General features: G+C 74.5%; 26 protein-coding genes. 16 read left to right on the top strand and 10 right to left on the bottom strand.

The features are described from left to right. Positions 1-71: 71 nt before the first annotated feature. A complete protein-coding gene (gene dapD, locus RM425_RS12820; protein ID WP_311345601.1) occupies positions 72-1046 on the bottom strand; it encodes a 2,3,4,5-tetrahydropyridine-2,6-dicarboxylate N-succinyltransferase in 975 nt (324 codons plus the stop codon). A 107-nt stretch (positions 1047-1153) separates the two neighbouring features. On the opposite strand from dapD, the gene dapE reads away from it, so the two are divergent. The 9 genes from dapE to RM425_RS12775 all read left to right on the top strand — a co-directional run bounded on the left by dapE (position 1154) and on the right by RM425_RS12775 (position 8836). Then, positions 1154-2260 carry a succinyl-diaminopimelate desuccinylase gene (gene dapE / locus RM425_RS12815; protein ID WP_311345600.1) on the top strand — a complete coding sequence of 369 codons (1107 nt, stop codon included), beginning with the start codon at positions 1154-1156 and terminating at the stop codon, positions 2258-2260. Continuing rightward, positions 2257-3162: an LOG family protein gene (locus tag RM425_RS12810; protein ID WP_449495087.1), complete on the top strand. Its 906-nt coding sequence runs from the start codon at positions 2257-2259 to the stop codon at positions 3160-3162. Before dapE ends, RM425_RS12810 begins: the two co-directional genes overlap by 4 nt. Position 3163: 1 nt before the next feature. Then, entirely contained in the window at positions 3164-3532 is a 369-nt protein-coding gene (locus RM425_RS12805) for a DivIVA domain-containing protein (protein ID WP_311345599.1), read from the top strand. Continuing rightward, positions 3525-4004 (top strand): SRPBCC family protein, encoded by a 480-nt coding sequence (locus RM425_RS12800; protein WP_311345598.1) that lies wholly within the window; start codon positions 3525-3527, stop codon positions 4002-4004. Before RM425_RS12805 ends, RM425_RS12800 begins: the two co-directional genes overlap by 8 nt. Further along, a complete protein-coding gene (locus RM425_RS12795; protein WP_311345597.1) occupies positions 4001-4906 on the top strand; it encodes a DMT family transporter in 906 nt (301 codons plus the stop codon). The genes RM425_RS12800 and RM425_RS12795 overlap by 4 nt, the downstream gene beginning before the upstream one ends. Positions 4907-4937: 31 nt before the next feature. After that, positions 4938-5480: a DNA-3-methyladenine glycosylase I gene (locus tag RM425_RS12790; RefSeq protein WP_311345596.1), complete on the top strand. Its 543-nt coding sequence runs from the start codon at positions 4938-4940 to the stop codon at positions 5478-5480. A 124-nt stretch (positions 5481-5604) separates the two neighbouring features. Continuing rightward, positions 5605-5772 (top strand): DUF3117 domain-containing protein, encoded by a 168-nt coding sequence (locus tag RM425_RS12785; RefSeq protein WP_012947303.1) that lies wholly within the window; start codon positions 5605-5607, stop codon positions 5770-5772. A gap of 71 nt (positions 5773-5843) precedes the next feature. Beyond that, complete coding sequence (locus tag RM425_RS12780; protein WP_311345595.1) at positions 5844-7373, top strand: leucyl aminopeptidase family protein; 1530 nt, start codon at positions 5844-5846, stop codon at positions 7371-7373. Further along, entirely contained in the window at positions 7370-8836 is a 1467-nt protein-coding gene (locus RM425_RS12775; protein ID WP_311345594.1) for a hypothetical protein, read from the top strand. Before RM425_RS12780 ends, RM425_RS12775 begins: the two co-directional genes overlap by 4 nt. A 1-nt stretch (position 8837) precedes the next feature. On the opposite strand, the gene RM425_RS12770 is transcribed toward RM425_RS12775, so the two are convergent. Continuing rightward, on the bottom strand, positions 8838-9362 hold the full coding sequence (locus tag RM425_RS12770) for a DinB family protein (protein ID WP_311345593.1): 525 nt from the start codon (positions 9360-9362) through the stop codon (positions 8838-8840). A 9-nt stretch (positions 9363-9371) separates the two neighbouring features. Continuing rightward, entirely contained in the window at positions 9372-10871 is a 1500-nt protein-coding gene (locus RM425_RS12765; protein WP_311345592.1) for a phytoene desaturase family protein, read from the bottom strand. Between the two features lie 136 nt (positions 10872-11007). Here RM425_RS12765 and RM425_RS12760 point away from each other — a divergent pair, with 136 nt between their 5' ends. Further along, on the top strand, positions 11008-11394 hold the full coding sequence (locus RM425_RS12760) for a hypothetical protein (protein ID WP_311345591.1): 387 nt from the start codon (positions 11008-11010) through the stop codon (positions 11392-11394). An 85-nt stretch (positions 11395-11479) separates the two neighbouring features. Next, complete coding sequence (locus RM425_RS12755) at positions 11480-12175, top strand: DUF6766 family protein (protein ID WP_311345590.1); 696 nt, start codon at positions 11480-11482, stop codon at positions 12173-12175. Positions 12176-12205: 30 nt separating this feature from the next. On the opposite strand, the gene RM425_RS12750 is transcribed toward RM425_RS12755, so the two are convergent. Together RM425_RS12750 and RM425_RS12745 are read right to left on the bottom strand one after the other, a co-directional pair. Continuing rightward, positions 12206-13864, bottom strand: a complete 1659-nt coding sequence (locus tag RM425_RS12750; RefSeq protein ID WP_311345589.1) for a SpoIIE family protein phosphatase — start codon at positions 13862-13864, stop codon at positions 12206-12208. 128 nt (positions 13865-13992) lie between these two features. Further along, positions 13993-15111, bottom strand: coding sequence for a spore photoproduct lyase family protein (locus RM425_RS12745; RefSeq protein ID WP_311345588.1), 1119 nt, complete (start codon positions 15109-15111; stop codon positions 13993-13995). 145 nt (positions 15112-15256) lie between these two features. Here RM425_RS12745 and RM425_RS12740 point away from each other — a divergent pair, with 145 nt between their 5' ends. Continuing rightward, the gene (locus RM425_RS12740) at positions 15257-16444 is read left to right on the top strand and encodes a zinc-dependent alcohol dehydrogenase (RefSeq protein WP_311345587.1); all 1188 of its coding nucleotides are present in this window, start codon (positions 15257-15259) and stop codon (positions 16442-16444) included. 37 nt (positions 16445-16481) lie between these two features. Next, positions 16482-17246 (top strand): LamB/YcsF family protein, encoded by a 765-nt coding sequence (locus RM425_RS12735; protein ID WP_311345586.1) that lies wholly within the window; start codon positions 16482-16484, stop codon positions 17244-17246. Positions 17247-17250: 4 nt separating this feature from the next. On the opposite strand, the gene RM425_RS12730 is transcribed toward RM425_RS12735, so the two are convergent. After that, positions 17251-18342 (bottom strand): hypothetical protein, encoded by a 1092-nt coding sequence (locus tag RM425_RS12730; protein WP_311345585.1) that lies wholly within the window; start codon positions 18340-18342, stop codon positions 17251-17253. An 80-nt stretch (positions 18343-18422) separates the two neighbouring features. Between RM425_RS12730 and RM425_RS12725 the strand changes: the two genes are divergently transcribed. After that, a complete protein-coding gene (locus RM425_RS12725) occupies positions 18423-19052 on the top strand; it encodes a 5-oxoprolinase subunit B family protein (RefSeq protein ID WP_311345584.1) in 630 nt (209 codons plus the stop codon). 1 nt (position 19053) lies between these two features. Continuing rightward, positions 19054-19935: a 5-oxoprolinase subunit C family protein gene (locus RM425_RS12720; RefSeq protein WP_311345583.1), complete on the top strand. Its 882-nt coding sequence runs from the start codon at positions 19054-19056 to the stop codon at positions 19933-19935. Positions 19936-20119: 184 nt separating this feature from the next. Here the strand turns inward: RM425_RS12720 and RM425_RS12715 are convergent, their stop codons facing one another. Next, on the bottom strand, positions 20120-20899 hold the full coding sequence (locus tag RM425_RS12715; RefSeq protein WP_311345582.1) for a hypothetical protein: 780 nt from the start codon (positions 20897-20899) through the stop codon (positions 20120-20122). Further along, on the bottom strand, positions 20896-21357 hold the full coding sequence (locus tag RM425_RS12710) for an RNA polymerase sigma factor (RefSeq protein ID WP_311345581.1): 462 nt from the start codon (positions 21355-21357) through the stop codon (positions 20896-20898). Before RM425_RS12710 ends, RM425_RS12715 begins: the two co-directional genes overlap by 4 nt. Positions 21358-21544: 187 nt before the next feature. On the opposite strand from RM425_RS12710, the gene RM425_RS12705 reads away from it, so the two are divergent. After that, positions 21545-22366 carry a hypothetical protein gene (locus tag RM425_RS12705; protein WP_311345580.1) on the top strand — a complete coding sequence of 274 codons (822 nt, stop codon included), beginning with the start codon at positions 21545-21547 and terminating at the stop codon, positions 22364-22366. 61 nt (positions 22367-22427) lie between these two features. Here RM425_RS12705 and RM425_RS12700 read toward each other — a convergent pair whose 3' ends face one another. Beyond that, positions 22428-23258, bottom strand: a complete 831-nt coding sequence (locus RM425_RS12700) for an ABC transporter ATP-binding protein (RefSeq protein WP_311345579.1) — start codon at positions 23256-23258, stop codon at positions 22428-22430. After that, entirely contained in the window at positions 23255-24352 is a 1098-nt protein-coding gene (locus RM425_RS12695; RefSeq protein WP_311345578.1) for a FecCD family ABC transporter permease, read from the bottom strand. The genes RM425_RS12700 and RM425_RS12695 overlap by 4 nt, the downstream gene beginning before the upstream one ends. Position 24353: the final 1 nt, after the last annotated feature.

Below are 24353 nucleotides of genomic sequence, written 5' to 3'. Positions count from 1 at the left end.
GACCCTAGGCCGCGAAGCTGTGCACTCCCTGGACCACCGGCTGTGATCCGTGCAGCGCGGGAGCGGCCGCGTCAGTTGGCGTGCAGCTCCGCGTTGAGCGCGCCCCACGTCCGGCCCTCGCGGAGGACGACCTCGAGCGCACCGCTGATGCTGTTGCGCCGGAACAGCAGGCCGTCGCGGCCGGACACCTCACGGGCCTTCACCACCGAGCCGTCGGGCAGCGTGACCCGCGAGCCCCCGGTGACGTAGCAGCCGGCCTCGACGATGCAGTCGTTCCCGAGCGAGATGCCGATGCCGGCGTTGGCCCCCAGCAGGCAGCCGGTGCCGATGGAGACGACCTCCGTGCCGCCGCCGGACAGGGTGCCCATGATCGAGGCGCCGCCGCCGATGTCGCTGTCCGCGCCCACCACGACGCCCTGGCTGATCCGGCCCTCGACCATCGAGGCGCCCAGCGTGCCGGCGTTGAAGTTGACGAAGCCCTCGTGCATGACCGTCGTCCCCTCGGCCAGGTGGGCGCCCAGCCGCACCCGGTCGGCGTCGGCGATGCGGACGCCGGTCGGGATGACGTAGTCGACCATCCGGGGGAACTTGTCGACGCCGAACACGGTCACGTGGCCGACGGCGGCGCGCAGCCGGTGGGCGTTGAATCCGGCTGCCTCGACGGGGCCGGCGCTGGTCCAGGCCACGTTGGTGAGCAGCCCGAAGACGCCGGTCATGTTCGCGCTGTTCGGGGTGATCAGCCGGTGCGAGAGCAGGTGCAACCGCAGCCACACGTCGTGGGTGTCCACCGGCGGGGCGGCGAGGTCGGGGATGACGGTGCGGACGGCGATGATCTCCACGCCCCGGGCAGCGTCGCGGCGCACCAGGCCGCCGTAGTCGGGGCCGAGCTCGCCGGAGAGCTCCAGCGCGCCGAGCCGGGTCGTGCCGGCCTTCGCCCCCTGCGGAGCACCCAGCCGGGGTTCGGGGTACCAGGTGTCCAGGACCGTGCCCGCGGGGGTCACGGTCGCGAGGCCGGCGGCGGATGCGGAGACGGGCGCGGCAGTCACGGGTAGGACGCTACCGCTGAAGGACCCCGCCCCTCTCATGCCTCGCACGCTCGGCACGAGCCTCCGGGCGGGGCCGACGGTCGGGCCCGCCCCTTAGGCTCCAGGGCGTGAGTGACCTTCCTGCGCTCGACCTCTCCGCCGACGTCCTCACGCTGACCCGTGCGCTGGTCGACGTCCCCTCCGTCTCCGGCGACGAGCGGCCGCTGGCCGACCTCGTGGAGGCGGCGCTGCGCGCCCTGGGCGGCTTGGAGGTGGAGCGGGTCGGCGACGCCGTCCTGGCCCGCACCAACCTGGGGCGGCCGACCAGGGTCGTGCTGGCCGGTCACCTGGACACCGTGCCGATCGCCGACAACGTGCCGAGCCGGCTGGACGGCGACCGGCTCTACGGCTGCGGCACCAGTGACATGAAGTCCGGTGACGCGGTGATGCTGAGGGTCGCCGGGCGCTTCGGCGTCCCCGGTGCGGCGCCCGCGCACGACCTGACCTTCGTCTTCTACGACAACGAGGAGGTCGAGGCCGTGAAGAACGGCCTCGGCCGGGTCGCCCGGGAGCGCCGCGGCTGGCTGTACGGCGATCTGGCGATCCTGCTGGAGGGGACCGACGGGGAGATCGAGGCCGGGTGCCAGGGCACGCTGCGGGCCCGGCTGGACACCAAGGGCCGCCGGGCGCACAGCGCGCGGAGCTGGCTGGGGGAGAACGCGGTGCACGCGCTGGGCGGCGCACTGGCCACGCTGGCGGCGTACGAGGCCCGCCACGTGGAGATCGACGGCTGCACCTACCGCGAGGGGCTCAACGCCGTGGGCATCTCCGGCGGCGTCGCGGGCAACGTGATCCCCGACGAGGCATCCCTGACGGTCAACTTCCGCTACGCCCCGGACCGGGACGAGGACGCCGCCGAGGCGCACGTCCGAGAGGTCTTCGCCGACGCGATCGCGGCCGGCGTGACGCTCACCGTCGTCGACAACGCCGGCGGGGCGCTGCCCGGGCTCGCCGAGCCGGCCGCGGCCGCCTTCGTCGCGGCCGTGGGCCGCCCGGCGCGGGCGAAGCTCGGGTGGACCGACGTGGCGCGCTTCGCCGCGTTCGGCATCCCCGCGGTCAACTACGGACCGGGCGACCCGACCCTGGCCCACACCCGCGAGGAGCACGTGCTGGTCGAGCGGCTGCAGCCGACCGAGGACGCGCTCGTCGCCTACCTGTCCGGGAGCACCGTATGACCCTTCCGCCCGCCCCGCAGGACACACCCGATCCGCAGGATGCACCGGATCCGCAGGCTGCACCCGGCGCGCAGGGCGCACCCGGCGCGCAGGGCAGGCCGGCGCCGCGCCGGCGGGCCCGGCACCGCGGGCCGGTCATGCTTCGCGGCGGAGAACCCGACCCGGGGACGGTCGGTACGACGACCGACCAGCGGCTCCTCGACAAGCGGGGCCCCAGCGACTGGGTGCACACCGATCCTTGGCGGGTGCTCCGGATCCAGAGCGAGTTCGTCGAGGGCTTCGGGCTGCTGGCCGAGCTGCCGCGCGCGGTGAGCGTCTTCGGCAGCGCACGGACGCCCGCCGACCATCCGCACTACGCGGCGGGCGTCGCGATCGGCGCGGCGCTGGCGCAGGCCGGGTACGCGGTCATCACCGGGGGCGGCCCGGGCGCCATGGAGGCGGCCAACCGGGGGGCGTGCGAGGCCGGCGGGCTCTCGGTCGGGCTGGGCATCGAGCTGCCGTTCGAGCAGGAGCTCAACGAGTGGGTCGACGTCGGCATCTCGTTCCGCTACTTCTTCGTCCGCAAGACGATGTTCGTGAAGTACGCGCAGGCCTTCGTCATCCTGCCCGGCGGGTTCGGGACCCTGGACGAGCTGTTCGAGGCGCTGACGCTGCTGCAGACCCGCAAGGTCACCCGCTTCCCGGTCATCCTGTTCGGCACCGACTACTGGTCGGGGCTGCTCGACTGGATCCACCGGACCATGGCGGCCACCGGCACGATCAGCCCCGCCGACCTGGAGCTGCTGACCGTCACCGACGACGTCGGCGCCGTCGTGGCGGCCATCCAGGCGGCCGACGCCGGCCGGGTCCAGGGCGAGGGCGGCGGCGGCATGCGCGCCCCGGTCGGCCCGTCCGACGCCTGACGTGCCCGACCTCGTCCTCTCCCTCGTCGGCGTCCTGGTGATCGCCGCCCTGCTCTTCCTCGGTGCCTCGCTGCTCCTGGGCCGCGGCGAGAGCCGGCCCCCGGCGGATCCGGGCCGCTCGCCGGTGGAGCTGCCGGTCGCCCGGCCGATGACCGGCGACGACGTGCGGGGCCTGCGGATGACGGTGAGCCTGCGCGGCTACCGGATGACCGAGGTGGACTGGCTGCTCGAGCAGTTCGCGCGGACCCTCGACGACCGCGACGTCGAGATCGCCGCGCTCACCGCGCGGCTGCATCCGGTCTCCCCGGGCGAGCTGAAGAGTGGGCGGACACCACCCCGGGACGACGACGAGGAGAGCCCGCATGCCTGAGCTGGTCGAGCGGATCGACGTCGAGGCGTCGCCCGAGCGGGTCTGGGAGGTGCTCACCGACTGGGTCGGCCAGGGCGAGTGGATGGTGGCCACCGATGTGGAGACGGTCGGCGGACCGGCCCAGGGCGTCGGTGGGCGGCTCGCGGCGCGCACCGGGCTGCCGCTGCCCGGTGGACGCCACCTCGGGCTGCTGGACACCATGGTCATCACGAAGTGGGACCCGCCGAGGCTGGTCGAGGTGCAGCACACCGGCCGGGTCATCCGCGGTCCGGGCATCTTCGAGATCGAGCCCCGCGGCGAGCACGCCACGTTCGTCTGGACCGAGCGCTTCTACCTGCCGTGGGGCTGGTCCGGGGTGGTCCTCACGCCCGGTTGGTACGCCGTCCGGCCGTTCGTGCGCTGGGGCGTGCGCCGCTCGCTGCGCCGGTTCGCGGCAGTCGCGGCCCGGTCCGAGGGGGCCGCTCCCCGGTGAGCCGCCGCGGATGGGCGCTGTTCGTCGCCATGTCGCTCATCTGGGGCGTTCCGTACCTGCTGATCAAGGTCGCCGTCGACGAGGTCTCGCCGGTCGTCGTGGTCTTCGCGCGGTGCGCGATCGGGGCGGCGCTCCTGCTGCCGTGGACGCTCCGTCGCGGCGGGCTGGGGCCCGCGCTGCGCCAGTGGCGTTGGCTGCTGGTCTTCACCGTGCTGGAGATGACGGCGCCGTGGCTGCTGCTCGCCTACGCCGAGCAGTCGCTGTCCAGCTCCCTGACCGGGCTGCTGGTGGCCGCGGTCCCGTTCGTCGCCGCGTTCGCCGGGCGGCTCGCGGGCGAGGAGGAACGGCTCACGCCGGTGCGGATGGTGGGCATGGTCCTCGGCGTCGCCGGCATCGCCGCGCTGCTCGGCCTGGACCCGGAGGGGGCGGCCCTGCTCCCGGTCCTCGCGGTGGCCCTGGTGACCGTGGGCTACGCGACCGCGCCGCTGGTGATCAGCCGCAAGCTGCCCGAGGTGCCCGGGGTGGCGGCCGCCTCGGTGGCACTGGCGGTGACCACCGTGGTGTACGCGCCGTTCGCCCTGCCGCAGCTCGGGGACGCCGTCGACGCATCGGGCGAGGCGCTGCTGTCGCTGACCACCCTCGGGGTGCTGTGCACGGCGGTCGCCCTGGCGCTGTTCTTCGCGCTCATCCGGGAGGTGGGTCCCCAGCGCGCCCTGGTCATCACCTTCGTCAACCCGGCGGTGGCGGTGCTGCTCGGCGTCGGGCTCCTCGGCGAGCCGTTCACGCTCGGGATCGCCCTCGGGTTGCCGCTGGTGCTGGCCGGCTGCGTGCTGGCGACCGGCCGCGGTCCCGCCACGCCGTCGGCCCCCGAGGTGGGGGAGCCGGCCGCCACGGCCCGCTGAACCGTCGGTGCCCGGGGCTACCGTCGCCGGCGTGCAGCGTTGTGCCTGGGCCGAGTCGACCGCGGAGTACGTCGCCTACCACGACGAGGAGTGGGGGACGCCGCTGCACGGCGACGACGCCCTGTTCGAGCGGCTCTGTCTCGAGGCCTTCCAGTCCGGCCTGTCGTGGATCACCATCCTGCGCAAGCGGCCGGCCTTCCGGTCGGCCTTCGCCGGGTTCTCCATCGACGCGGTGGCGCAGTTCGACGCCGACGACGAGGCCCGGCTGATGACCGACGCGGGCATCGTCCGCAACCGCGCCAAGATCGCCGCTGCCGTCCGCAACGCCCGGACGGCGCAGCAGCTGCCGGAGGGCCTCTCGGAGTTGTTGTGGTCCTTCGCGCCGACGGGGCCGCGGAGCCGGCCGGCCACCCTCGCCGACGTGCCCGCGACCAGCCCCGAGTCGGTGGCGATGGCCCGCGAGCTGAAACGCCGCGGGTTCGTCTTCGTGGGCCCCACGACCGCGTACGCCCTCATGCAGGCGACCGGGATGGTCGACGATCACGTCGCCGACTGCTTCCGCGCGTCACCCTGAAGAGCCCTCGTGTTGGACGACGGCGCGCCATACGGGATCATGGGCAGCGGAGTTCCAGCAGCGATGGACGCCACCCCACCTCCCGCCCCGGCGGGGAGCGGTGTGGCCGGCGAAGGAGGCACGCATGGCGGCCATGAAGCCGCGTACGGGTGAAGGTCCCCTCGAGGTGACCAAGGAGGGCCGCGGCCTGGTCATGCGCGTCCCGCTCGAGGGAGGCGGTCGCCTCGTCGTCGAGCTGTCGCCCGACGAGGCGGCGGCGCTGTCGGAGGCACTGAAGGGCGCGACCAGCTGACCACCTCCGCCGATCTGCCCCCGGGCAGGACAGCGCAGGACGACACGGCCCCGGCCACCGGCGATCAGCCGGTGACCGGGGCCGCGCCGTTCCCGCGGATCGAGCTCCTCGCGGCGCTGCCCGTCCTCGGCACCGACGACGTACTCGCGGTACCCGTCGGCGAACGCGCCGCGCTGCCGGGATGGCTGACCGGGCCCGCGCCCGTCGTGAGCCCCGAGCTGCTCACCGGCGCGCTGGCCGACACCGGCAACACCGGCCGTGCCGGCGCGATCACCAACGTGCCCATCGCCGGCCGGCGGCCCCGCAGCGTCGTCGCCGTCGGCGCCGGGGCGGGCACGCTGCCGGAGCTGCGCCGGTACGTGGCCGTCTGCGTGCGCCGCGCCCAGACGCTGGCCCAGCACGGAGCGACCCGGCTGGTGCTCCCGCTCGACGGAGCAGCGGGTCCGGCCGGGCACGCAGAGGTGCGCGCGGCCGTGGAGTCCGCCGTGCTGGCCGGCTACCGGTTCCGCAACTCGTCGTCGCGCCCGCCGCGGCGGCTGGCCACCGTCACTGTCGTCGCGGCCGCCGCTCCCGAGGTCCAGGCGGCGGTTCCCGCCGGGACGGTCACGGCCGGAGCCGTCGCCTGGGCCCGCGACCTGGTGAACACGCCCCCGAACGTCAAGGACCCCGCATGGCTCGCCGAGCAGGCACGTGTCCGGCTGGGGGCGCTGCCGCACGTCACGGTGACCGTGCTCGGTCCCGACGAACTCGCGGTCGGCGGGTTCGGTGGGGTGCTCGCCGTGGGCGGCGGGTCGGCGTCTCCTCCCTGCGTCGTCGTCGCGACGTACCGCCCGCCGTCGGCCGGCCCGGCGCATCCGGTGCTGGTCGGCAAGGGGATCACCTTCGACACCGGTGGTCTGTCGATCAAGACCACCGCCGGCATGCGGCACATGCAGACCGACATGGCCGGGGGAGTCGCCGTGCTCGCCGCCGTCGACGCCGCTGCCCGGCTCGAACTGCCGGTCGCGGTCACCGCGGTGGTCCCGGCGGCGGAGAACGCCGTGTCCGGCTCGGCGTACCGGCCGGCGGACGTCGTCCGGCACGTCGGCGGGCGCACCACCGAGGTGCGCAGCACCGACGCCGAGGGGCGGCTGGTCCTCGCCGACGGACTGGCGTACGCGCGGCTCGAGCTCGGTGCGACGGTGCTGGTCGACGTCGCCACCCTGACCGGCGCGATGAAGCAGGCGCTCGGCGCCCGGACCGGTGGGCTGTACGCCAGCGCCGACGGGCTGGCCGACGCGCTGTCCGCCGCCGGCGCCGCCGTGGGGGAGGCGCTGTGGCGGCTGCCCCTGGCGCAGGAGTACACCGACCTGCTGGACAGCCCGGTCGCTGACGCGAACAACGCCCCCGGCAACCCGGGCGGCACGACGGCCGCGCTCTTCCTGCAGCCCTTCGCCGGCGACCTCCCGTGGGCGCACCTGGACATCGCGGGCCCGGCGCGGTCGGGCTCCGACCACGCCGAGACGGTCAAGGGCGGGACCGGGTTCGGCACCCGCACGCTGCTGCGGTGGCTCGAGGACGGGGCGCCGGGAGAAGCTGACCCCATGGGAAGGGACCGATGAGCGAGGACGAGCGGGGCGTCGTGTTCCCGGCAGGTGCGGACGGCCGGCGGAGCACCGCGGCACTGGGCCGGGTCGTGACCGCCGACGCGCTGCGCCCGGTGGATACCGCCGGGGCGCTGGCTGCCGAGCGGGAGACCAACTGGCGGGCGGGGTACCTCACCCACTTCCGCCGGCTGGTGGAGGCCGGGCTGCCGTCGGCGCCGGCCGCCCGAACCATCGCTGAGGAGGGGCTGGCCTCGCTGCACCGGAACATGCGGGTGGCCGGTCCGGAGGGGGAGACCGGGCTCGACGACCTCGTGGGCGCACCCGCCGGCCGGGCGCTGCACACGGTGGAAGTCCGCGGCAGCGCCGAACCGGAGCGGGAGTTCTCCCTGCCGTTCCGTGGCGGCCGGCTGCGGGGCGACGCACTGCTGCACCGGCTGGACCAGTGGGTGGCCGCGGGGGTGATCGAGCCCTCGTGCGCCGAGGCGGTCCGCACCGTCGCCGCCCACCCGGAGTGGCTGGCGCTGCCCGACACCACCGTGGTCGTGCTCGGCGCCGGCGCCGAGATGGGCCCGCTCACCGCGCTGCTCCGGTGGGGCGCCCGCGTGGCCGGTGTGGACCTGCCCCGCGCGCCGCTGTGGGAGCGGGTGCTGGACACCGTCCGGGGCAGTGCCGGCACCCTGCTGGTGCCGGTCGACGAGCCGGCGACGGACGTCGACCCGGCCCGCGCCGGGGCCGACCTGATCGCCGAGGGGCCCGCAGTCGCCGACTGGGCCGCGACGCTGGCCGGGCGACCCGTGCTGGGCAACTACGTCTACGCCGACGGGGCCACCAACGTGCGGGTGTCGACCGCCGTCGACGTGCTCACCGTGCGGCTGGCGGAGGCCCGGCCGGACCTGGCGCTGGCGTTCCTGGCGACGCCGACCGACGTCTTCGCCGTTCCCGCGGAGGCCGTGGCGCAGTCCGTGCAGGCCTACGCCGCCCGCTCGCGGGGAGCCAAGCTGCTGGGCCGGCCCCTGCGCACGGTGTCGGGAGGGCGGCTGCTGCAGCGGGCGTACGTGCCGGGGACGGATCCGGGGATCGCCGACAGCCTGGTCGCCCAGCAGGGTCCCAACTACGCACTGGCCAAGCGGCTGCAGCGCTGGCGGGCGACGACGGCGCGGGCGGCCGGAAGCACGGTGTCGATGAACGTGGCGCCGCCGACGCGCACCCGGTCGGTGGTGAAGAACCGCGCCCTGGCCGCCGCATACGCCGGCGCCCACCGGTTCGGCGTGGAGATCTTCGAGCCGGCGACGTCGAACGTGCTGATGGCCGCGCTGCTGGTGCACGACCTGCACACCGACGGCGGGCCGGTGCACGAGCACCCGTGGCAGGACGAGGCGTACGAGGCGGCGCACGGCGGCCTCTGGCGTGCGTCCTACCAGCCGCGCAGCGCTCTCGGCCTGGCGGCGCTGCTCGGGTACGGAGCCGCGCGCAGCTGAGTCAGTCGCCCACCGTGCCGTCGATCGCCTCCCGGAGGAGGTCGGCGTGGCCGGCGTGCCGGGCGGTCTCCTCGAGCATGTGCAGCAGGATCCAGCGCAGGTCGGCGTACTGGCCGTTGGACCGGGGCCGCGCCGCGCGCTGGTCGAGGCTGTCGGTGGTCCGGACGACCCCCCGGCTCCGTTCGCAGGCGTCCTCGTAGCGACGGCGCAGCTCGTCCGGCGGTACGTCGGCCGCGGTGCGGAACTCGTGGTCGGGGTCGGCCGCCCGGTCGACGTGGGCCCACAGCGGGTCCGCCGGGTTGCCGGCGAACCGGACCTGGAACCAGAGGTCCTCGACGTAGGCCAGGTGGTTGAGCAGGCCGCCGAGGGTGAGCGAGGACGGGGCCAGCGGCTGTGCCAGCTGGGCGGCGTCCAGGCCGTCGGCCCTCTGCAGGATCGTCGCGCGGTAGTGGTCCAGGAACGCGGTCAGCTGGCCCGACTCCGGACCGCACGACGGCGGGTAGGTGTGCATGTCCGAGCTTCGCACGGGAGCGCGTCAGGCGGGTCCGACCAAGCCCGCGACGATCTCGGCGGAGAGAGTGACCAGGGGCAGCCCGCCGCCGGGGTGCGCCGAGCCGCCGACGAGGAGGAGACCGGGCACCGGGGAGGTGTTGGCCGGGCGGAGGAAGGCCGCCCGCGCGCCGTTGCTCGACGTCCCGTAGATCGACCCGCCCACGCTGCCCGTGTCGCGCTCCAGGTCGGCGGGCGTGCGCACCACCCGCCGGCGCACCCGGTCGCGCACGTCCAGCCCGCGCTCGGCCATCACCTCCAGCACCCGGTCGGCGTACCGCTCCGCCAGCCCGGGCTCGTCCCAGTCGACCCCGCGCCCGGGTTCGTGCCTGGGCGCGTTCACCAGGACGAACAACGACTCGCTGTCGTCGTCGGGTCGCAGCGCCGGGTCGTCGGGGGCGCTGACGTAGACGGTGGGGTCGGCCGGCGGCCGCGGCCGGCCCGCGTGCCGGCCGGTGCCGAAGACGGCATCGAACTCGTCGTCGTAGTCGGCCGGGAACATCACCGTGTGGTGCGCGAGCCCCGGCGTCCGGCCACGCAGTCCGAGCAGCAGCACGAAGCCGGACAGGGACGGCGTGGCCCGCGCCAGCGCGCGGCGGGGCGCGGCGGTCGTCGAGGTAGGCACGAGGTCGGCGTAGAGGCCCGCCGCGTCCACTCCGGACACGACGACGTCGGCAGCGACCACCTCGCCGTCGGCCAGTTCGACCCCGGCCGCCCGGCCTCCGGCCACGACCACCCGGCGCACCGCACAGCCGGTGCGCAGCACGGCCCCGCGCTCGGCCGCCCGCTCGGCCACGGCCAGCGCCAGCCGGTGCAGCCCGCCGCGCACGTACCAGGAGCCGAACGCCTGCTCGGCGTACGCCACCGTGGCGAGCACGGCCGGTGCCCGGCGCGGATCGGAGCCGGAGTACGTGGCGTAGCGGTCCAGCAGCGTCAGCAGGTGCGGATGGCGGAGGTAGGCCGCGCCGAGCCCGCGCAGCGACCGCCACGGCGCGATGGTGGCGACGTCGGAGGGCCGGCGGGCGAGCCGGGCGAGCGTGGCCGGCCCGGCCAGGGGCGTGCGCAGGAAGGGGCCCTCGCTGATCCGCCACATCCGCTCCGCGCGCGCCATCAGGGCGGACCACTGGGCCCCGGCGCCCGCACCGAGCGCGGCGTCCAGTGCGGCCGGCACGGCGGACGGCTCACCGGGGAACGCCAGGCGGGTGCCGTCGGCGAACCGGTAGGCCACCGCCGGGTCCAGCCGCACGAGATCGACCGACTCCTCCAGCGGCCCGCCGGTGGCGGCGAACAGGTCGCGGTAGACCTGCGGCAGGGTGACCAGGCTCGGGCCGGTGTCGAACGCGTGCCCGTCCACGGTGAGCAGGCCGAGCTTGCCGCCCACTCGCCCCGAGCGCTCCAGCACGGTCACCGCGTGGCCCTGCGCGGCCAGCCGGGCGGCTGCCGCGAGGCCGCCGAGCCCGGCGCCCACCACCGCCACCCGCGCCACGTCGGCCACGGTAACCGGACCAGGGGAAGGCGTTCGCCCGGTCGGGGGACGGTGTGTACCGGAGGGCGCGGCGCGGGTAGCGGCTCTGGCGTCCGGTCGAGCAGCGCGCCGGGCGTCCACTGCGCGAGGAGATGCTGTGCGCAGAGCTGTCGCATCGCTGGCCGGGGCCGGCGCCCTGCTGCTGACCGGATGCGCGGCGGCGGCCGAGGACGACGTGCGGGCGGTAGCCACCGCCTTCCAGGACCCCGGCGAGGATCCCCAGGGCCGCTGCGACCTGCTCGCGCCGGCCACCCGCGCCGCGCTGGAGGGTGACGCCGCGGCCCCCTGCCCGGAGGCGATCGCCGACCTACCGCTCCCGGGCGGGGAGGTCACGTCGGTCGTCGTGTGGGGGGACGACGCACAGGTCCGCATCGGCGGGGACGTCGTCTTCCTGAGCGGGGCCGGCGGCCGCTGGCTGGTCACCGCGGCGGCGTGCGAGCCGCGCGGGGAGATGCCCTACGACTGCGAGGTGGAGGGGTCGTGAAGGGCGTCAGGGCGGTCTACCTGGTCTACCTCGCGGTCATCCTGCTCGGGATCGGCTACGCCTTCGTGCTGGCGGCGATGGGCCGATGAGCGGCGTCGACGAACCGACCTACGGCTTCCTGCGGAACAACGCCCTGAGCCTGACCTTCGGCGGCCTGTTCCTGATCACGCTCGGCGGGCAGGCGCTGTCCGGCGTGGCGCAGGTGAACGCCGAGCAGGAGGCGAACGGACTGGGGCGGGTCGGGCTGCTGGACTACGCCACCTCGTCGTCGTTCCTCGTCGACGTGATGGAGAACTGGCAGTCGGAGTACCTGCAGTTCTTCCTCTACGTGTTCGCCACGGTGTGGCTGGTCCAGAAGGGCTCCAGCGAGTCCAAAGAGCCAGGCAAGGAGGGCACCGAGAGCGACCGGGACCAGCAGCTGGGGCGGCACGCGAGTGCGGGGTCCCCCGGGCCGGTGCACGCCGGCGGGTGGCTGACGGCGGTGTTCTCACGGTCCCTGGGGTTGGTCATGGGAGCGCTGTTCCTCCTCACCTGGGCGGCTTCGGCGGTCACCGGCTGGGCGGCATTCAACAGCGAGCGGCTCGGGCAGAGGCAGGACCCGGTGACGCTCGTCGGCTACCTCGGTGAGGCGGATTTCTGGAACCGGAGCTTCCAGAACTGGCAGTCGGAGATGCTGGCGGTCGGCTCCCTGACCATCTTTGCGGTGTACCTGCGCCAACGCGGATCGCCGGAGTCCAAGCCGGTGGGCGTGGCCCACGCCGACACCGGTCAGACCGGCTGAGTCGTACGGACGGCTCCGGGACGGGCGGGATCAGGCGGGAACGGTCAACGCGAGCAGGGCCATGTCGTCGGCCTCGTGGCGGGAGCCCGCCACCTGCGCCTCGACGGCGGCCACCACCGCTGCGGCGGTGCCCTCGGCCTCCGAGCAGCCGGGCCCGGCGAGCAGCCGCCTCAGTGCGTCCTCGCCGAACTGCTCACCGGCGTCGTCGCGCGCCTCGGTGACCCCGTCGGTGTAGAGCAGCAGCGTGCACCCGGCCGGCAGGTCGACGGAGTGGTCGGTGAACACGGTGTCGTCATCCACGCCGAGCGGAGGGGCGGGCTGCCCCAGGGCCACGACCGCGCCGTCGGCAGTGCGCAGCAGCGGCGCCGGGTGCCCGGCGATGCTGAGGCTGACGCGGCGCCCCTGCGGAGCGCTCTCCAGGACCAGGCAGACGGCCGTCACGAACCGGAGCGGACCGGTGTCCTGCTCGCGCAGCAGCGCAGTGTTGACCGCATCGAGCACCGCGGCCGGGGAGCCGGCGGCGGACGCGGCCCGTGCGGTGTGCCGGGTCAGCGCCGTCAGCGAGGCCGCCTCGGCGCCGGTGCCGCAGACGTCGGCGATGAGCACCATCCACCGGCCGTCGGGTAGCGGCATCACGTCGTAGGTGTCGCCACCCGCGAGCGCCGAGCTCCCGCCCGCCCGGTAGCGGGCCGCCAGTTCGATCCCGGGCACGGTGGGCAGGTGGGAGGGCAACAGGCTGCGCTGGAGCGTCTCGGCGAGCTCCCGCACCTCGGACTCCGCGCGCAGCCGGCCGAGGAACTGGCCGATCTGGCGGCCGGCGTGGGTCAGCACGTCGAGGAGCTCGGTCGGCACCGTCCGCTGCTCGCGGGAGAACAGCTCGCACACCGCCAGCAGGGTGTCCCCGCGCATCACGGGGAATGCCACTCCGGTGCGCAGGGCGTCGGCGCGCGCGGCGTCGGGGCGCAGGAAGCGGGGATCGGTCCACAGGTCCTCGACCACCACAGGGGCCCGGTGCTGCCACGCCAGGCCCGGAAGGCCCTGGTTCCGCACGAAGGTCCGCGTGGCCGAGTCGGCGACGAGCGCCGGGATGGAAGCGCCGGGGGCTTCCCAGGTGCGCGAGTGGACCAGGTGACCCCCGCCGCTCTCGGGCTGCCAGAGCGTGGCGGCGTCCCAGTCGAGCTCCGTGCAGAGGGTGGGCAGGAGCTGCTCGAAGGCCACGTCGGAGTCCGCGGCTCCGGCGAGGGCGGCGGTCACCCGCAGCGTCGCGGTGAGGTACCGGCTGACCTGCAACTGTCGCTCGAGCAGGATCGTGGTGCTGGCGTCACGCAGGACGGCGACGACCACCGCGCCGTCGGGATCCGAGCCCGGGGCCGGCTCCAGCCGCGCCAGGGTGAGGTCGATCGCGATCTCGCTGCCACTGGCGTGCAGGGCGGGGACCTGGGTCGTCGCACCGACGAGCTCGCCCTCGCCGGTGAGCCGGAAGCGCCGGAAGCCTTCGCCGTGGAAACCGCGGAAGCGCTCGGGCATGAGCACCGTCAGGGACCGGCCCATCAGGCTGGCCGGGCTGTGCCCGAGGAGCGCGGAGACCGCCTGGTTGACATAGGCGATGCGTCCGTCCCCGTCGGCGACGACGACGGTGTCGGGCAGCGCCTCGACGAGTGCGTGCGCGGGCAGTGCGGAGCTCAGCATCCGTGCCGACTTCCCTCCACAGGCCATCCGTTGCGGAGCCAAGGATCGCACACGCGCTGTCAGGCCGCTGACACGCAGTGTCGACATGTCGCCATGGCGACACTGCCCTCATCGTGAGCCCCGGGGCGTTAGAAAACGTAGCGGATCCGCAGCCAGGGTGCATGGCGCTCGACCAGTCGTTGCAGTCGCTGTACGCCGTCGCGCTTGACGTCGTTGCGGTAGCGGACGTTGTCCTGGCCGCTCTCGCTCCGCTTCGCCTGCTGGAGGTCCGGCCGCCAGAGCAGGTCCTCGGCCTTCGGATGCCAGCCCAGGTTGACCTCGTGCAGGTCGCGGTTGTGGGTGAGCAGGATGACCTCCGCGGCCGCCTGCGCCTTCGAGGTGGGGGAGAGCTCGTCGTCCAGTCGCTGCAACAACGCAGCCCAGGCGGCCTCCCAGCCGTCCCGCAGCACGACCGGCGAGAGGTTCAGGTGTACCTCGTACCCCGCCGCCACGAAGTCGTCCACCGCCGCGATCCGCTCGGCGACCCGGCTGGTCCGGACGTCGAGCAGCTGGGCGTCGTCCTCGGGCATGACCGAGAAGCGGATGCGGGTGCGGCCGGCCGGGTCGAGGTCGAGTAGCTGCCGGTTGACGTACTTGGTCGCGAAGGACGCCTTGGCCGTGGGTAGCTCGCGGAAGGTGGCGACGAGGTCGGCCACGTTGTCGCTGACCAGCGCGTCGACGGAGCAGTCGCTGTTCTCGCCGAGGTCGTAGACCCAGCTGTGCGGGTCGGCCTGGTCGGGCTCGGCCTTGGGTCCCTGCCGGGCCACGTGCCGGCGCAGGTATCCGGTGATCTGCTCGATGTTGGTGAACACCGTGATCGGGTTGGCGTAGCCCTTGCGTCGCGGGACGTAGCAGTAGGCGCACGCCATGGCGCAGCCGTTGGCCGTCGACGGCGCGATCCAGTTCGCCGAGCGGCCGTTGGGGCGGGCGGACAGCGACTTCTTGACGCCGAGCACCAGCGTCTCGGTCTTCACCCGCACCCAGCGCTCGACGTTGCCCTCGTTGCCGTGCAGATCGGGGATCTGCCAGTGCGAGGGCACCTCGACCACCTCGGCGTCCGGGAAGCGCCCGAGCACCTGCCGGCCACGGGGGCTGTCCACGGCGGCGGGCTCGGCGTAGATCCGGCGCACCCGCAGGAGCCGGTTCGGCGGAGCGGGGGTGGGAGGCGGCTCGGGGTCGAAGAGCGTCAGCGGCTCGGCCGGTGCCATGCCAGGTCCAGCGCCCGGCCCGAGGACGGCATTCCGGTGGAGTCGCGTGCCGCGCGCCCGTTTCCCTCCACCGACCACGGGCACCCCGGACAGGAGCGATCCGGCGCCGACGGCGCGGACGGACCCACACGGACGGAGTTCCTCGATGAAGGCAGTGACCTGGCACGGGCAGAAGGACGTACGCGTCGAGGAGGTGCCCGACCCCTTCGTGCAGGAGCCGACGGACGCGGTCATCCGGGTCACCACGACGAACATCTGCGGATCCGACCTGCACCTCTACGAGCCGCTCGCCGCGTTCATGGGCGTCGGCGACATCCTCGGGCACGAGACCATGGGCCAGGTGGTCGAGGTGGGCTCCGCGGTCGGCGACCTGAAGGTGGGCGACCGCATCTCCATCCCGTTCCAGATCTCCTGCGGGCACTGCTGGATGTGCCGGGAGGGCCTGTACACCCAGTGCGAGACGACGCAGATGCGGGACACCGGCATGGGTGCGCAGATCTTCGGATACTCGAAGCTCTACGGCCAGGTGCCCGGCGGCCAGGCGGAGTACCTGCGGGTGCCCCAGGCGCAGTTCACGCACATCCCGCTGCCGGAGGGCCCGCCCGACGACCGGTTCGCCTACCTCTCCGACATCCTGCCCACCGCGTGGCAGGGCGTGGAGTACGCGAACGTCCCCGAGGGCGGGACGCTCGTGGTGCTCGGCCTCGGCCCGGTGGGCGACTTCGCCTGCCGCATCGCCCAGCACAAGGGCTACCGGGTGATCGGGGTGGACATGGTCCCCGAGCGCCTCGAGCGCGCGCGGGCCCGCGGCATCGAGGTCGTCGACCTGCGGGAGCACGAGGACGACCTCGGCGACGCGATCCGGGACATGACCGACGGCCGGGGTCCGGACTCGGTCGTGGAGGCCGTGGGCATGGAGGCGCACGGCTCACCCGGCACGAAGTTCGTGCAGAAGGCCGCCGGCCTGCTGCCCAGGGCCGTGGCCGCACCGATCCAGAAGACCGCCGGGGTCGACCGGCTCAACGCCCTCTACTCGGCCATCGACATCGTGCGCCGCGGCGGCACGATCTCGCTGTCGGGTGTCTACGGGGGTGCGGCCGACCCCATCCCGATGCTCACCCTGTTCGACAAGCAGATCGCGCTGCACATGGGGCAGTGCAACGTGAAGCGCTGGATCCCCGAGATCATGCCGCTGCTCGGGGACGACGACCCGCTCGGCTGCGACACCTTCGCCACCCACCGCGTGCCGCTGTCGCAGGCCCCGGAGATGTACCGCAAGTTCCAGGAGAAGAGCGACGGCGTCATCAAGGTGCTGCTCAAGCCCGAGCAGTGAGCCGGTCGGCTCACCGGCGCGGTGCGACACTGCGCCGGTGAGCGGCACCGTGGATCTCAACGCCGACCTCGGCGAGGGCTTCGGCGTCTGGCGGCTGGGCGACGACGAGGCGCTGCTCGGCGTGGTCACCAGCGCCAACGTCGCCTGCGGCTTCCACGCCGGGGACCCGACGACGATGCGGCGCGTCTGCGCCGGCGCCGCGCGGGCGGGCGTCGCCGTGGGAGCGCAGGTCTCCTACCGCGACCTGGCCGGCTTCGGCCGCCGCTTCATCGACGTCGCGCCCGCCGAGCTCGCCGACGACGTCCTGTACCAGCTGGCCGCGCTCGACGGCATCGCGCGTGCCGAGGGGACCCGGGTCCGCTACGTGAAGCCGCACGGCGCGCTCTACAACGCCACCGGCACGCACACCGAGCAGGCCCGCGCCGTCGTCGACGCCGTCGTCGCCCACGACCCGGCGCTGCCGGTCCTGGGCCTGCCCGGTTCGGCGCTGCTGCGGACGGCGGAGGCGGCCGGGCTGCGGCCGGTGGCAGAGGGCTTCGCCGACCGCGGCTACACGCCGGACGGCGGGCTGGTGCGGCGTCGCGAGCCGGGTGCGCTCGTGCACGAACCGGCCGAGGTGGCGCAGCGCGCGGTCCGGATGGCCGTCGAGGGCACCGTGCTCGCCGTGGACGGCAGCGTGGTGCCGGCCGCCGTGGAGTCGATCTGCGTGCACGGCGACACCCCGGGCGCGGTCGAGCTCGCCCGCGCGGTGCGGACGGCGCTGGCCGGGGCGGGTGTGGCGCTCGGCCCGTTCGCCGGGTGAGCGGTCAGCCCGCGGGCTGGGCCTCGACCGGCTCGGCGGCGTCCCCACCGGGCCGGTAGGTGTAGGCCGCCTCGCGCACCGACTCGTCGCTCTCCAGCCCGGCCCCGAGGGCGCCGCCGACGGTGGCCAGCGAGCTGATCAGCCAGGCCAGCTCCAGGTGGTCGGTCAGGCCCGCGGGATGGCCGAGCGCCTCGGAGAACAGCGGGTCGACGACGAGCAGCAGGGCGCCGAGCAGGGCGAGGACGAACAGGGCGGCGTGGAGCGACAGCACGCCGATGACGACGGTCGCGGCGGTCGCCAGGTTGAACAGCGTGACCTGCTTGCGTGACCGCCTGGACCGGACGCGCTCCCACAGCTCCGCGCCCACGATCAGGGTCACGGCCGTGGCCACCACCGAGCCGACCGCGACGACGGTCAGGCGCACTGCGCCGAAGGCGTCGGCCAGCTGCCAGATGTCCGGGGTGACGAGCGCGAAGACCCCGGCCGCGATGGCGCCGGTCAGCGCGCGGGAGAGCCGGACGGCCAGCCGCCACGGCCGGTTGGCGCGCACCATCCCGACCAGCATCGACAGGTTGCCGGTCAGCACGCGAGCGGTGAAGCGCACGCCTTCGGTCGAGTCCGCGGGGTCGACGGCGAGCTGCCGGAGCCGGCGGCTGATCGCGGCGCGGTCGTCGGCGTCGTCGGGCTCGCCGCCCCCGGCCAGCGCCTGGACCAGCCCGACCGTCGTCTGCAGCGCCCGTCGCCGCCGGGCCACCGCGCCGAGGGCGGGCAGGGAGAGCACCGCGACTCCGTGGACGGGGCTGGCGTGCCCGACGACCGGGCGGCGATCGCTCTCCAGCGGCACGTCGGTGAGGCACACCGCCAGGTCCCAGTCCTCCCGGAGCAACCGGTCACGGGTGGCGCCCACCAGCTCGGCGTCGTCCGCCGGCGGCCGGACCAGCCCGTCCTCGACCGCGAGCACCCGCCAGGCCACCTCCGGGTGCTGCGCGGAGAGCTCCGCGGCGAGGTCGTCGCACAGGGCCGCGGCGAGGTCGGCCGCCGCCCCCGGTGCGGCCACCAGGCCCACGACGACGACGGGCGGGGCGAGCTCCGCCACGGCGGGTTCCTCCTGGTTCTCGGGGTGACCCGCCGCGATCGCGATCCGGCGTCGCGCGGGCGGTCGGCAATCATGATCCGGTGGAACGGACCGGAAGCGGCATGCGGGTGCTGCCGTACGGCGACCGCGCGCTGCTCGTCGAGGTCGACGGCACCGCCGCGGTGGCCGGCGTCCGCCGGGCGCTGGAGCGCGCGCCGCTGACCGGTCAGCGCGAGCTGGTGCCGGCCGCGCGCACCGTGCTGGTCGTCCTGGACCGGCCGCCCACGGAGCTCGACGTCGCGACGCTGCACCGGTTGCCGCGGCACGACGCGGCCCCACCGGACCCCGCCCCGGTGATCACGCTGCCGGTCGCGTTCGACGGTCCGGACCTGGCCGAGGTCGCGGCCCTGGTGGGTCGCTCCGTGCCCGACCTCGTGGCGGTGGTGACCGACGTCGAGTTCACCGTGGCGTTCGGCGGGTTCGCGCCCGGGTTCGGCTACCTCACCGGCCTGCCTCCGGAGCTGCACGTCCCCCGCCGGGCGACACCGCGCACGCGGGTGCCGGCCGGAGCGGTGGCACTGGCCGGTCCGTACGCCGGGATCTACCCCCGCGCCTCGCCGGGCGGCTGGCAGCTGGTGGGCCGGACCGCCGCCGTCCTCTTCGACGTCGACCGCGAGCCGCCGGCGCTGCTGATCCCGGGCGCTCGGGTGCGCTTCCGCGAGGGGAGCTGACGTGCTGACCGTGCTCGCGCCCGGACCGCTGACGACGGTGCAGGACCGCGGCCGCCCGGGGCACGCCGCGATCGGGGTGACCCGGTCGGGCGCCGCCGATGCACCCGCCGCCGAGCTGGCCAACCGGCTCGTCGGCAACCGCCCGGAGGCGGCGCTCCTGGAGGTGACCGCCGGGGGGCTGCGGGTGCGGGCCGGGCGCACGCTGCTGGTGGCGGTGACCGGTGCACCCGTGCCGGTGGAGGTGGACGGTCGGCCGGCGCCCTTCGCCGCACCCACCACGCTGCGCGCCGGTGCCGTGCTCGCACTCGGCCCACCGCGACGGGGGCTGCGCAGCTACCTCGCGGTGCGCGGCGGGGTGGACGTCCCCCCGGTGCTGGGCTCGCGGAGCACGGACACGCTGTCCGGCCTCGGCCCACCGCCGCTGACCGCGGGCACGGTCCTGCCGGTGGGGGACCTGGCGGGCGAGGAACCGTTCGTCGACGTCGCACCGGTCGGGCCGCCGCCGGACCGGCCGGTGCTCCGGCTGCTGCCCGGGCCGCGACGGGACTGGTTGGACGACGCGGCGTGGGCCGCGCTCACCACGCAGGAGTGGGTCGTGGGCCCCGACAGCGACCGGGTGGGCCTCCGGCTGACGGGACCGCGGCTGGGCCGGGCACGGGACGGCGAGCTGCCCAGCGAGGGGCTGGTGTCCGGTGCGGTGCAGGTGCCGCCCGACGGGGCGCCGGTGCTCTTCCTGGCCGACCACCCGGTGACCGGCGGCTACCCGGTGCTCGCCGTCGTCGTCACCGCGGACCTGCCGCTGGCCGCCCAGCTCCGTCCCGGCGACGTCCTCCGGTTCCGGGCGGCCGGCGCAGCGCCCAGTCGAGGGCTCGGCTCGAGCTGAGTACGGCACATGAGGCTGACAGATCGGGCGGACCCCGCGGACGTGACCGCCCGAGATACAGCCAGAGGTCTGGCTCGGGAGCGTGCGAAGCGCGCCCTGAGCGGCCCACAATGGGACACGCGGTCGGGAAGGCCAAGATTGCGGTGGTCCACCTCGGTCAAGGCGACCCGGACGGCCTCCACGGTCAGTCGACTGGCTCTCCGAGCTCCGACAGGTCGGTGGCGTCGATCACCGTCGGGTCGCCTTCTGGGTTCGTAAAGGACACGGTGACCCGTCCGGCGTCCTCGGGAACTGCAACGGCGGCGTAGCGGGGACCACCCGGATCGTCGTCCAACGGAACGGTGGACACCCGCTGCTCGGCTTGCCCCTCGGCCTGAACGGTCACCGACCGCACCGTCGGGTGGACGGCGATCATGCCACCCCAGGGGCCCGATTCCTCGGAGTCCGTCGGCTCCCCGCCCAGCCGCATCCACGAGACGGCCGCCCTGGACGGATCGGCGAGCCACGGCTCCTCGTCCATGGTCTGACACCCCTGGGCGTCGCCAACCGGTTCCCCGTAGGCCATACCGCCCGAGTTCCACTCCCCACCAACCCGATTGCGGGCATCCGAGAGCAACTCGATGCCAGGCATCCGCTCACCGCAGACGTCCTCGTGGAGGGGCGCGACGAGCCAGTAGCGGATGCCGTCGATTTCACCGCTCTGGACCACACCAGGAGGAGGCAGTTCCTGCACGTACTCGCTGCCGAGCCGGCCGTACATGAAGGCGGCGAGGGGGACCGCGACGAAGCTGGCACCGGCGGCGAGGACGACGCGTCGTCGCCTGCGGTGCGAGACGACCGGGACTGCGCTCGGCGCGAAGCCCGGCGCATCGGCGGGCTCCGCAACTGTCTCGGCGACGGCGTGCAGCGTCCGCTTCAACCGACGCTCCAGGTCCGGATCGACAGTGAGTTCGTCGCGAGTCATGACAGCTCCGTCCGGAGGGTCGTTAGTGCCCGGCGCAGGTCGGACCGCACCGTGGCCGCCGGGCGGCCGAGAAGCCGCCCGATGTCGGCCAAGGATTGGTCCTCGTAGAAGTGGAGGACGACCACCGTCCGCTGCCGGACCGGCAGACGGATCAGCACCGCCCAGGTCTCGTCGACATCGGGGATGGCGGTGACCGGCTCAGGGATAGGCGTAAGGCGACGGGCCTTCGCCCGGTGCCGGTGGAAATCGTTGCTCGTATTGACCACGGCGCGCCGGAGATAGGCCCTGGGCTCGTCGATGTCGTCCCACCGGCCATACGCGGCGGTGAACACCGCCTGGACGATGTCCTCAGCCTGTTCGCGACTGCCCGTCAACAGCAGAGCCAGGCGGAGCAGCGGCACGCGGTGTGCGGCGTAGGCGTCCTCGAAGCCGAGGCGCTCGTCGGCCGGTGCGGTCATCACACCCCTCTGTCGATGTAGGGGCACGAAGCGTTGCACTTCCGGCGTGCTTCTCTCCGAGTGTCCGTAAAGCCGCCCTCGCGGCGCGCCGGCCGTGTCCCTGAGCGGCCCACTAAGGGACATCCGCGGGGGTGACATTCTGTTCGCATCTGGGCATTGGCGACGATCTTCCAGGGACGATGGCCGAGTGAGCTTCTATGGACTTGAGCCGGTCGCTGATGTGTCCGTCGGCGACTGGATCGCAGCTCGAATCAGCGACTTCGGGAGTCGGGTGTGCGACGTCGTTCCGACAGGGTTCGACGCCTACGCCCGCGTTTTACACCCCGCCCAGGATGAGCAAGGTCATCCGGTGACCTGGACAGAGGCGTGCCAGCGGACTGGTCAGACGCCGCACGCCACCATGCTCTGGAGCTCCATCGCACCAACCATCAACGAGATGCGGACGACGGGCCGCTGGCCGTTCCGGCAGACGGCGCGGTCGTCCACCGCGACGTGGCACGGCCGCGAGCCCGCAGAAGGCAACGTCCCGACGTCGACTCTGGTCGCGCTGCTGGATGCGCTGGACCGCTTCACCCCTGCCGGGTCGGACTGCTACCACGCGGTCTGGGAGGGATGGTCGTGGCTGAACGCGGGCCCGATGCGCCTGCAGCGCAGGACCCTCCTTGGTGGGCTTGCGGCACCAGCAGTCGCGCCTTCCGGGGCCCTGCCGCAGGACTTGCTGGCCGGTCCGCTGTTCCGCCTTCCCGGCCGCGACTACCTCCTCTTTCGAGGCCCCCTGCGGGCAGCGCTCAGCATCGGCGTGCAGGAGCCCGACGGGCACGAGGAGCGGCAGTCACCCAACCTGCTGTGGCCTGCCGATCGCACCTGGTGCCTGGGCAGCGAGATCGACTGCGACTCCACAGTGATCGGCGGGTCCAACCAGCTCATCGAAGCCCTGCTCCAGGCTCCGGGCCTGGAAGCCTGGCCCGTCGCGGCAACCGACGACCTGACACCGAACCGCGGATGGTGACGGCTGTCCCTTAAGCCGCCTTCTGGGCGAGACTGCGACGGACAGGCAGCCCGATGCCGTCTCACTCATCAGCCGTGTTCAGCTCCGGCCAGAGCGGAGCTTCCCGCATGGGCACCACGGCGAGGCCGTCCGGGCCGGAGAGGACCTGTGCGCGGGCGCCGTAGTGCGCCGACAGCGCCGCCGGGGTCAGCACCTCGGCGGGGGTGCCCTCTGCGACCACCCGGCCGGCGGCGAGCAGGGTGAGCCTGTCGGCGTACTGGCCGGCCAGGGTGAGGTCGTGCAGCGTGCTCACGACCGTGAGCCCGTCCTGGCGCCGCAGCCGGTCGAGCAGGTCGAGCACCTGCTGGGCGTGGCCGAGGTCCAATGCCGCCGTCGGCTCGTCGAGGAGCAGCACCCGCGGCCGCTGGGCCAGGGCCCGGGCCAGGACGGCGCGCTGCTGCTCGCCGCCGGACAGGGTGACCACGAGCCGGTCGGCCAGCGGCTCGAGGTCCAGCCGCTGCAGGACGTCGGCGACGACGTCCCGGTCGACCCGGCGTGGCGCGGCCAGCAGCGGCCGGTGCGGGGTGCGGCCCAGGGTGACGTACTCGCGGGTGCTGATGCCCTCGGGCAGCACCGGCAGCTGCGGGGCGTACGCCAGCACCCGGGCGAGCTCGCGCCGGGCCATGCCGGTGGTCGGGACGCCGTCGATGCGCACCTGGCCCTCGTGCCGCTGCAGCCCGAGCACCGAGCGCAGCAGCGTCGACTTGCCCGAGCCGTTGGGGCCGATGACGGCCAGCCATCCGCCGGGCTCGACGGTGAAGCGCACGGAGTCCAGCACCCGGGTGCGGCCGTAGGCGGCGCTCAGGCCGACGACCTCGACCCGGGCGCCGGGAGGGGGGAGGGAGCCGCTCATCGCCGTCGCGCCCCGGCCCACAGGAGGGCGGCGAAGAAGGGGGCGCCGACGAACGCGGTGACCACGCCGATGGGCAGCTCGGCCGGCGCCAGGAGCACCCGCGCGATCAGGTCGGCGAGCACGAGGAACGCCCCGCCCACCAGCAGGGACAGCGGCAGGACGCGGGTGTAGGAGCCACCGGCCAGCCGGCGCACGATGTGCGGGACGACCAGCCCGACGAAGCCGATGAGGCCGCTGACGGCGACGGCGGAGGCGGTGGCGAGGGAGGCGGCCAGGATGACCAGGAGCCGCAGCCGGCCGGGGTGCACGCCCAGCGAGCTGGCCTCGTCGTCGCCGACGGACAGCACGTCCAGCGCGCGGCCGCAGCAGAGCAGGACCGCGCAGGAGACGCCCAGGTAGGGGAGGACCAGCGCGACGTCGGACCACGAGGAGCTGCCGAGCTGCCCGATCATCCAGCCGTAGATCTCGCGCAGGTCGTCGGTGTTCTGCTGCTGCACCAGGGTCTGCGCCGCGGACAGGAACGCGGCGACCGCGATGCCGGCCAGCAGCAGCGTGGGGCTGTGCGAGCCGCCCGCGACGGTGCCGAGGGCCAGGGCGCAGCCGACGCCGAACAGCGCCCCGGCGAACGCGGCGAGCGGGACGATGCCCACCGGCCCGAGCGACTGCACGGGGGAGTAGGCGATGGTCAGCGTCGCGCCCAGCCCGGCGCCGGCCGCCGCGCCGAGGAGGTAGGGGTCGGCGAGCGGGTTGCGGAAGACGCCCTGGTACCCGGCCCCGGCGATGGCCAGCGCCGCCCCGACGAGGACGGCCAGCACCACCCGCGGCAGCCGCAACTGGAGCAGCACCGCGGCCTGGGTGCCCTCCAGCCCGCCGGGCACGTCGACGCCCAGCGGGGCGAGCGCGCGGTCGAGCAGGGTCGCGACGACGCCGCCGGGGGGCAGCGGCACCGCGCCCACCCAGGTGGCGGCGAGCACGGCGGCCACCAGCGCCAGTGCGGCCACCCCGGACACCAGGGCGACCGACCGCCGGGGACGCACCGCGCCCGGCCCGGCCGGGGTGCGGCCGGACCGGGTGCGGGACGTGACGGCGCTCATG

Source organism: Blastococcus goldschmidtiae, from assembly GCF_031845325.1.
GTDB lineage: Bacteria > Actinomycetota > Actinomycetes > Mycobacteriales > Geodermatophilaceae > Blastococcus > Blastococcus goldschmidtiae.
This window is presented reverse-complemented; position numbering and strand designations above follow the sequence as displayed.

Excerpts from the sequence above, each read along its gene's own strand:
- RM425_RS12810 (WP_449495087.1), top strand. The coding sequence starts at position 2,257 with ATGACCCTTCCGCCCGCCCCGCAGGACACACCCGATCCGCAGGATGCA.
- RM425_RS12800 (WP_311345598.1), top strand. The coding sequence starts at position 3,525 with ATGCCTGAGCTGGTCGAGCGGATCGACGTCGAGGCGTCGCCCGAGCGG.
- RM425_RS12785 (WP_012947303.1), top strand. The coding sequence starts at position 5,605 with ATGGCGGCCATGAAGCCGCGTACGGGTGAAGGTCCCCTCGAGGTGACC.
- RM425_RS12775 (WP_311345594.1), top strand. The coding sequence starts at position 7,370 with ATGAGCGAGGACGAGCGGGGCGTCGTGTTCCCGGCAGGTGCGGACGGC.
- RM425_RS12755 (WP_311345590.1), top strand. The coding sequence starts at position 11,480 with ATGAGCGGCGTCGACGAACCGACCTACGGCTTCCTGCGGAACAACGCC.
- RM425_RS12750 (WP_311345589.1), bottom strand. The coding sequence starts at position 13,864 with ATGCTGAGCTCCGCACTGCCCGCGCACGCACTCGTCGAGGCGCTGCCC.
- RM425_RS12745 (WP_311345588.1), bottom strand. The coding sequence starts at position 15,111 with ATGGCACCGGCCGAGCCGCTGACGCTCTTCGACCCCGAGCCGCCTCCC.
- RM425_RS12740 (WP_311345587.1), top strand. The coding sequence starts at position 15,257 with ATGAAGGCAGTGACCTGGCACGGGCAGAAGGACGTACGCGTCGAGGAG.
- RM425_RS12715 (WP_311345582.1), bottom strand. The coding sequence starts at position 20,899 with ATGACTCGCGACGAACTCACTGTCGATCCGGACCTGGAGCGTCGGTTG.
- RM425_RS12710 (WP_311345581.1), bottom strand. The coding sequence starts at position 21,357 with ATGACCGCACCGGCCGACGAGCGCCTCGGCTTCGAGGACGCCTACGCC.
- RM425_RS12700 (WP_311345579.1), bottom strand. The coding sequence starts at position 23,258 with ATGAGCGGCTCCCTCCCCCCTCCCGGCGCCCGGGTCGAGGTCGTCGGC.
- RM425_RS12695 (WP_311345578.1), bottom strand. The coding sequence starts at position 24,352 with ATGAGCGCCGTCACGTCCCGCACCCGGTCCGGCCGCACCCCGGCCGGG.